The organism is Pseudomonas sp. NBRC 111143, assembly GCF_001320965.1.
In the GTDB taxonomy this organism is placed as follows: Bacteria; Pseudomonadota; Gammaproteobacteria; order Pseudomonadales; family Pseudomonadaceae; genus Aquipseudomonas; species Aquipseudomonas machongensis.
On sequence record NZ_BCBT01000039.1, the window covers coordinates 52,304 to 59,367 of the forward strand.

9 protein-coding genes are annotated in these 7,064 nt (G+C 64.9%); 4 read left to right on the plus strand and 5 right to left on the minus strand.

Going from position 1 to position 7,064, the window contains the following annotated elements:
* Nucleotide 1: 1 nt before the first annotated feature.
* Both APH44_RS30120 and APH44_RS19800 read left to right on the plus strand, forming a co-directional pair.
* On the plus strand, nt 2-139 hold the full coding sequence (locus tag APH44_RS30120) for a PSPA7_2676 family Cys-rich small protein (protein ID WP_177339393.1): 138 nt from the start codon (nt 2-4) through the stop codon (nt 137-139).
* Between the two features lie 9 nt (nt 140-148).
* A complete protein-coding gene (locus APH44_RS19800) occupies nt 149-985 on the plus strand; it encodes a Ku protein (protein WP_054894171.1) in 837 nt (278 codons plus the stop codon).
* A 14-nt stretch (nt 986-999) separates the two neighbouring features.
* Here APH44_RS19800 and APH44_RS19805 read toward each other — a convergent pair whose 3' ends face one another.
* The 5 genes from APH44_RS19805 to ligD form a co-directional block, all read right to left on the minus strand.
* Entirely contained in the window at nt 1,000-1,662 is a 663-nt protein-coding gene (locus APH44_RS19805; protein WP_054894172.1) for a glycosyltransferase, read from the minus strand.
* Nucleotides 1,659-2,258, minus strand: a complete 600-nt coding sequence (locus tag APH44_RS19810; protein ID WP_054894173.1) for a bifunctional 2-polyprenyl-6-hydroxyphenol methylase/3-demethylubiquinol 3-O-methyltransferase UbiG — start codon at nt 2,256-2,258, stop codon at nt 1,659-1,661. Before APH44_RS19810 ends, APH44_RS19805 begins: the two co-directional genes overlap by 4 nt.
* 68 nt (nt 2,259-2,326) lie before the next feature.
* Nucleotides 2,327-3,367, minus strand: a complete 1,041-nt coding sequence (locus tag APH44_RS19815; RefSeq protein ID WP_054894174.1) for a hypothetical protein — start codon at nt 3,365-3,367, stop codon at nt 2,327-2,329.
* A complete protein-coding gene (locus APH44_RS19820) occupies nt 3,364-3,612 on the minus strand; it encodes a hypothetical protein (protein ID WP_054894175.1) in 249 nt (82 codons plus the stop codon). Before APH44_RS19820 ends, APH44_RS19815 begins: the two co-directional genes overlap by 4 nt.
* A complete protein-coding gene (gene ligD / locus APH44_RS19825; protein WP_054894176.1) occupies nt 3,612-6,083 on the minus strand; it encodes a DNA ligase D in 2,472 nt (823 codons plus the stop codon). The genes APH44_RS19820 and ligD overlap by 1 nt, the downstream gene beginning before the upstream one ends.
* Before the next feature lie 155 nt (nt 6,084-6,238).
* Here ligD and APH44_RS19830 point away from each other — a divergent pair, with 155 nt between their 5' ends.
* Complete coding sequence (locus tag APH44_RS19830) at nt 6,239-6,700, plus strand: hypothetical protein (RefSeq protein ID WP_054894177.1); 462 nt, start codon at nt 6,239-6,241, stop codon at nt 6,698-6,700.
* On the plus strand, nt 6,700-6,930 hold the full coding sequence (locus APH44_RS29310) for a metallothionein (RefSeq protein WP_082420962.1): 231 nt from the start codon (nt 6,700-6,702) through the stop codon (nt 6,928-6,930). Before APH44_RS19830 ends, APH44_RS29310 begins: the two co-directional genes overlap by 1 nt.
* Nucleotides 6,931-7,064 lie beyond the last annotated feature (134 nt).

A 7,064-nucleotide genomic window follows, 5' to 3' on the forward strand; every position in this document is an offset into this window, starting at 1 on the left:
GATGAAACTCTTCTGCCTGCTGCGTGGCTGCCAGTGGCGCAGCCTGTTGATCCGTGAAATCGCCGGGCTTGACTGCCAGTGCTGCGAACGCTGCGGCGCGCTGCGCTACAGCCAGCCCGGCCAACCATTCGATGCGTAGGAACCGACCATGGCCCGGGCAATCTGGAAAGGCGCGATCAGCTTCGGCCTCGTGCATATCCCTGTCTCTCTCAATACCGCCGTGCGCACCGAGCGCGTGGATTTCGACTGGCTCGACAAGCGCAGCATGGAGCCGGTGGGCTACAAGCGGGTAAACAAGGTGACTGGCAAGGAGATCGACAAGGAACACATCGTCAAAGGTGTGGAGTACGAGAAGGGCCGCTATGTGGTGATCAGCGAAGAGGAGATTCGCAAGGCGCGGCCCGAGGCGACCCAGACCATCGATATTTTTTCCTTCGTCGACGCCGGTGAGATCCCGCTGCAACAGTTCGACACGCCCTACTACCTGAGCCCCGACCGTCGTGGCGGCAAGGTCTATGCCTTGTTGCGCGAGACCTTGCACAGCACCGGCAAGGTGGCCTTGGCCACCGTGGTGCTGCACACCCGCCAGCACCTGGCGCTGTTGCGCCCGCTGGAGGATGCGCTGGTGCTGATTACCCTGCGCTGGCCCGAGGAAGTCCGTGGCCTGGAGTCGCTGGAGCTGGACAAGAGCGTAACCGACACCAAGATCGACAAGCGCGAACTGGACATGGCCAAGAAACTGGTGGAGGACATGAGTGGGCCATGGAAGCCAGACGAGTACCACGACGCGTTCCGCCAGACCATCCTCGACCTGGTTGAAGAGAAGGCCAGCAAAGGCAAGATCGCGACGGTGGACAAAGGTGAGGGGACAACGGCGGAGAAGGGCGCCGACATCATCGACCTCACCGAGCTGCTCAAGCGCAGCCTTGGCGGCAAGAGCAAGGTGAAGAAGCCGGCGAGCAAGCGACCGCGCAAGGCGTCCTAGGGCGGGAGCGCACCCTACTGCACCAGTCCCTCCAGAGCGCTCAGGTAATCGCCGAAGCCTTGGCGAGCCCGGCTGTCCCGCCGACTGCTGGTGGCCACGCTGTGCGCTGCGGTCCAGACGATCTGCGCGCCACTGGCTTCCAAGGCCAGCACCAGTTGCACATCTTCATCGGCTGGCAATGGTTGGAATCCACCGGCGCGCTCATAGGCCCTGGCACACACGCCCAGGTTGGCGCCATGGATGTGCCGGTGCCCGTCCCGAGCCTGGTAACGACTGCGGTATAGCTGGCGCAGCGCGGCGTTCTGCCAAGGCTGCCAGCGCTCGATGTGCACGGTGCCGCAGACTGCGTCGGCGTGCCATTGCAACTGCGACACCAGCCAGTGCTCGGGCACACGACTGTCGGCGTCGGTAAAGGCCAGCCACTGCGCACCGCGCTCGATCATCCACTCGGCGCCCACGCGCCGGGCAATGCCGACGTTGCCGGCCTGCAGTTCCAGGGTGTGCACGCCATGGCGGCGGGCGATGCGTGCGCTGGCGTCGATGCAGCGATCGAGCACCACCAGCACCTCGACCACCAGGCCCGCCGCCTCGGCCCGTGCCACCGCCCGCTTGACGGCGCGCAGGCAGTGTCCGAGGCGGCGGGCTTCGTTGTGGGCGGGAATGATGACGGCGATCATAGGCAGGTCTCGTCCAGGTCCACGACACTCGGTTGGCACGACCAGTATTCGAGCAGGAAATCCGCCTCCTCGTGGCGTAACAGCGGGTACAGCGGCAGATGTCGGGCAAGCAGGGCGTGAACCTCACGGCCATCCTGGGGGCAACCGGCGATGGGATGGCGCCAGTGGCACACCAGCAGGCCGCCGTCATAGGTCAGGCTGGCCACCGATTGTTCGATCACCTGCAGCCAGTCGGTGGGATCGAGGTAGTAGCCGATTTCGCTGAGCACGATCAAGTCGAACTGTCCGCCGGGCCAGTCGCCCGGCAGGTGCCCCTGCTCGACGCGAGCGTGGTTTACGCCCGTCAGTCGCTGGCGAGCCAGGGCCACGGCGGTGGCGTCGATGTCCTGGCACAGCAGGTCGGCGCAGCGCTCGGCCAGCAGCACACTGAGCTCGCCGTTGGCACACGCAGGCTCGAACACGCGTTCGTAGCACTGGCGAGGCAGGCTGGCCAGGGTGAGGTCGCGTTTGCGCCGTTCGTACCAGCGGGTACGAAAGGCCCATGGATCATCGTTGCTGGCATACAGGTCGGCGAAATACTGCGCATCGAGGCTCATGGTGACTCCATTGAGGGCGAGACCGGTTCCAAAGGTTGCAGCCGGTGGTCGGCTGAGGCAGATGCTGGTCAAAGTTGCCATTCCCCTGCCGGCATGCCGGTCAGTTGCTGGCCCAATTCGGCGAGGTCGCGCTCAGCGTGACTTTGACGCAGGTACACCGGCAAGTCGGCGCTGAGCCGGGCGAAATGGCTGCTGCGGCAGAACGGTGTGGCGCCCAGCGCTCGGCCGACATGCCGAATGACTTGCTCGACCGCCTGCTCCACCTGGGCGCGGGTGCGGCGCACCTGGAAACTGGCATCGTCCTGAGGGTGCCGGTCGATCCAGGCGGCGCATTCGCGCAGGGCGGCGCGGGCCCCGAACAAGGCGGCATCGACCGCGCCCAGGTGGGCGTCGGCGTGCGGGTCGGGCCGAGGTTTAGCGCAGTGTTCGCGCAGGTAATCCGCGAGGGCTTCGGCCGCACCATACCAGCAGGCGGCGATGCCAGCGCCGCCTTGCCAGAATCCTGGGCGGGACAGGTATTGGCCGGGCGCGCCGATGGCTAGGCCCGGCGAATCATCGAATGCGAGGGTGACGCTGGCGGTGGTGGCCATGCCCACGGCCTGCCAGTGCTCGGCCTGAATGCGTTGGCTGGGATGGGACAGCTCGATGGCCACCAACCGTGGCTGCTCGCCTTCCCAGGCGGTCACTAGCGCGCGATCGATCTGCAACGCCCCCGAACACCAGGCTTTGCAGCCTTGCAGCCGGACTTGATCGCCGTCGCGGGCGACGATGCGGGTGCGGGCATCCGGTGGCTCGGCGGCCCACACGCCCCAGATCCCGTTGCCGGCGTGGTGCTCGGCGGCGCATTCGCTGAGGATTGCCAAAGCGTCCGTGTGGCCCTCGTAGAGCTTGGCCAGGGTCAGGTCGCAACCGGCGACCCGCGCCAGGGTCCTCCAGCGCTCCAGGGTGCGGCCCTGGCCAGGCCGTGGCAGTCGGTCGAGATGATCGGCCTGCAGCAGGTGCAGCAGCTCTGGCAACTGGGTGTCGAGGTCGATGGCCTGCGCTCGCGCGCTGAAAGGGCGCAACAGGTGATCGAGGCGCTCCAGGTCGAAGTCATGGGCGATACTCATGGGCTTGGCGCTCCTTGGGTGTTCTTCTTCCAGCCACGCAGGTTCATGACGCACAGGCAGAACTGCAGGACGATCAGTGCCCAGGCTTGTACCTGCCAGCCCCAGACCACCCACAGCGCATTGCTGGCGATGAAGCAGCAGAAGCCGATGCGTCTGCGTCGCGGGCGGCGCGAGCCGATGCACCATGCCGCCGCGATGGTCAGGAGCATGGCGGGCCATTGCAGCAGATCCAGCATTCGCTCCATCAATCGATCCCCAGTTGCTTGCGCATGCGCGCGGTGATCGATTGGCGGGTGCTGGCCATCTCGGACCAAGGGTCCTCGACCTGCGCAAGTCGCTCGTGCAGATTGCCGATGTTCCATTGATCGGCGCCTTTGAGCTGGCTCAGCTCTTCGCGCCAGATCGGCACCGAAACCGGCAGGCCTTCACGAGCGCGCAGCGAATAGGCCGCCACGGTGGTCGCGCCCTTGCCGTTGCGCAGGTAGTCGATGAAGATCCGCCCGACGCGGTTCTTCGGGCCGGAAACCGCGCTGAGGCGATCAGGGAACAGCCCGGCCATGTGCTCGACCAAGGCATGGCTGAAGTCCTTCACCTCGTCCCAGCCAGCACGCCGGGTCAGCGGCACGACCAGGTGCATCCCCTTGCCGCCGCTGGTCTTGAGAAAGACCTTCAGGCCCAGTTCATCGAGCAGGGTCAGGGTCAGTTGGGTGGCTTCGAGCATGGCTTTCCAGGGCAGCGCTGGATCAGGGTCCAGGTCGAGCACGAAGCGGTCGGGCTTGTCGAAGTCCTTGTTGGTGGCGTTCCAGGTGTGCAGTTCGAGGGTGTTCATCTGTACCGCGCCGAGCAGGCTGTCGGCGCGATTGAGCACCATGGCCGCCTGGCCGGCCTGGGCCTTGCTGTAGCTGAGCACCTTGGGAATATGCAGCTGGCCGGCATTCTTCTGGAAGAACAGCTCGCCAGCCAGGCCATCCGGTGCCCGGACCAGGGCGACGGGCCGATCCTTGAGCTGAGGCAGCAGCCAGTCGGCGACCTGCGCGTAGTACTCGGCGACCTGGCGCTTGGTTGCACCGATGGTTGCGTCGACCACGCGGTCCGGGTGGGTCAGGCGCAGGGTGTCCAGGCCCTCGGGTTGTGGCTGTGCTGCGCGCTTGGCGGGCATCGCTTTCTCCAGATCGATGGCGGTGGCGGGCTTGTCGTCGCGCAGGCCGTGGAACACCGCGTGGCGCACGATGCCTTCGCGGGTCATCTGGGCATAGGCCACTTCTGCCAGCAGGTGCGGCTTGAGCCAGTGCACCCCGCGGGCTTCGGCGCCGGTGGGGGGGCTGGGCAACGGCGCTTTGGCGACCCGCAGCGGCTTCAGGCGGGCGAGGATGCTGTCCAGGGTGGCGGCGCTGAAGCCGGTGCCGACTTTGCCGGCGTAGCGCAGCTGACCGCTATCGTGGTCATGCAGGGCCAGCAGCAGGGCGCCGAAACCCTGGCGGCTGCCTTTGGGGTCGGTGTAGCCGACGATCACGAATTCCTGGCGCTGCTTGCACTTGAGCTTGATCCAGTCGCTGCTGCGTCGCCCCACGTAGGGGCTGTCGGCGCGCTTGCCGATCAGGCCCTCCAGCTCCAGCCGGCAGGCGCTGTCGAGCAGCGAGTCGACCGGTTCCTCGAAGTCTGCGGAGTACCTGAGCATCGGCGATGCATTATCTTCCAGCAGCCGGGCCAAGGTGTCGCGACGCGCCTTCAGCGGTAGTTCGCGCAGGTCTTCGCGCCCCAGCCAGGGCAGGTCGAACAGGTAATAGGTGATGCGTTCGTCGTGCTCGGTGTCGAAGGCATTCTGCAACGCCTGGAAATCGGCGACGCCGTTGTCATCGACCACCACCATTTCGCCATCCAGCCACGCGGCGTCGAGCCCAAGCGCCTTGAGCGCCTCGACCTGACGGGGCATCTTCGCACTCCAGTCGTGGCCATTGCGGGTGAACAGGCGTACGTCGTCACCGTCGATGCGCGCCAGGATGCGGTAGCCATCGAACTTGACTTCATAGCGCCAGTCGCCGCTGGGCGGGGAGTCGACCAAGGTGGCCAGTTGCGGCTGGAGCTTGTCGGGCAGGGCTTTGGCGCGGGCCTTGTGCTTGCGCGGGGTAGCGGAGGTTGTCTTGGCCGGACGCTTTGGCGGCAGGCTGCGCTCGCTGAGGACGCTGTCGGGCAGGGCTTCGACGATGCTGTAGTCGACCTCGCTGCGCGCTTGCCCGTCATTTGACTTGACCAGCATCCATTGTTCCTTCTTGCCGGCCAGCTGGGTGCGGAACAGGTTCCAGACCCCCGACAGCTTCTCGCCCTGCAGGCGAAAGCGCAGCTTGCCTTTGGCATAGGCTTGATGCGGATCGCCTTCGGGCTCCCAGATACCCCGGTCCCAGACGATCACATCGCCAGCGCCGTAGTGACCCTCCGGGATGTGCCCTTCGAAGTTGGCATAGTCCAGCGGGTGGTCCTCGACGTGCACCGCCAGGCGCCGGACCTTCGGGTCAAGTGAGGGTCCCTTGGGGATCGCCCAGCTTTTCAAGGTGCCGTCGAGTTCCAGGCGGAAGTCGTAGTGCAAGTGGCTGGCGTCGTGTTTCTGAATGCAGTACTGCAGCGCGTGGCCCGACTGTGGTCTGGCGTGTTTGCCCACCGGTTCGGATGTGGCGTTGAAGTCGCGCTTGCGATGGTACTCCTGCAGGGGCTTGGCCATGGCGGGCTCCGGGAGGGTTCGCGGGTCTCAAGATTGGGAGGCGGCGAGGCGGCACGGAGTTCAAAAAAAGCGCGGGGTAGGGCGCGGCAAGAAACTCTGAATCATTTGTGTGCGCGCGGAGTCGACCGAGTGAAGCCCACAAACGGAGAACGCTCATGACCCTACCTGATGACCCAAGACCGCAGGTCGAGATCGACGACACCGAGGACCGCATGGGAAGCGTCCACGAGCTGGATTTCAGTGAGCGTCGTGATGAACGCCAGGGGCGTGTCGGTGACGAGCGTCCGGCGCGCGAGATCGCCGAGGACTATCCACCCCGACGTGTCGCCGAAAGCGGCATGACCGGTGGCGAGGCCTTGAGCGACAGCCTGCACGAGGACAACGTCACCCTGGACGACCTGAGCCCGGACACGTTGTTCGATGAAACCGGTGCTCGCGACCCTGATGAGCCTGGTAGCGGTAGCAGACCTGCTGACCAGACCCTGCGCCATGTGGACGCTCATGAGATCGGAGGCGGCATCGGGCTGGACGAGGCGGAGCTGGCTCGCTCGGCGCCGTTGGACGGTGAGCCGTGGACCGACGAGGTGAGCTCTGAAGATGACAGGAGAGAACCCTGATGAACGAGCAACGATGTTCCTGCAACCACTGTTCTTGCACCGTGGATGCCAATACCGTGGCCCAGGATGGCAAGGCTTATTGCTGCGAGGCCTGTGCTACGGGGCATCGCAATGGGGAGTCTTGTCGTATGGCGGACTGTAATTGTGGTGAGCTGACTCAGCCGAAGGATAGCTCGGTCGATAATGCGCTGGATGAAACGTTTCCGGCGAGTGATCCTATTTCGCCATAGGATTTCTTTGCGAGCGGGGTGGTTTTTACAGATGTGAGCTTATTCGTTTGCGAGGGTGACTATGCGTCTCCCTCGTAAATGAAAGTGCTTATGACTTTTAAAACACACACTCTGAAAGTTGAATGCTAGAGAGG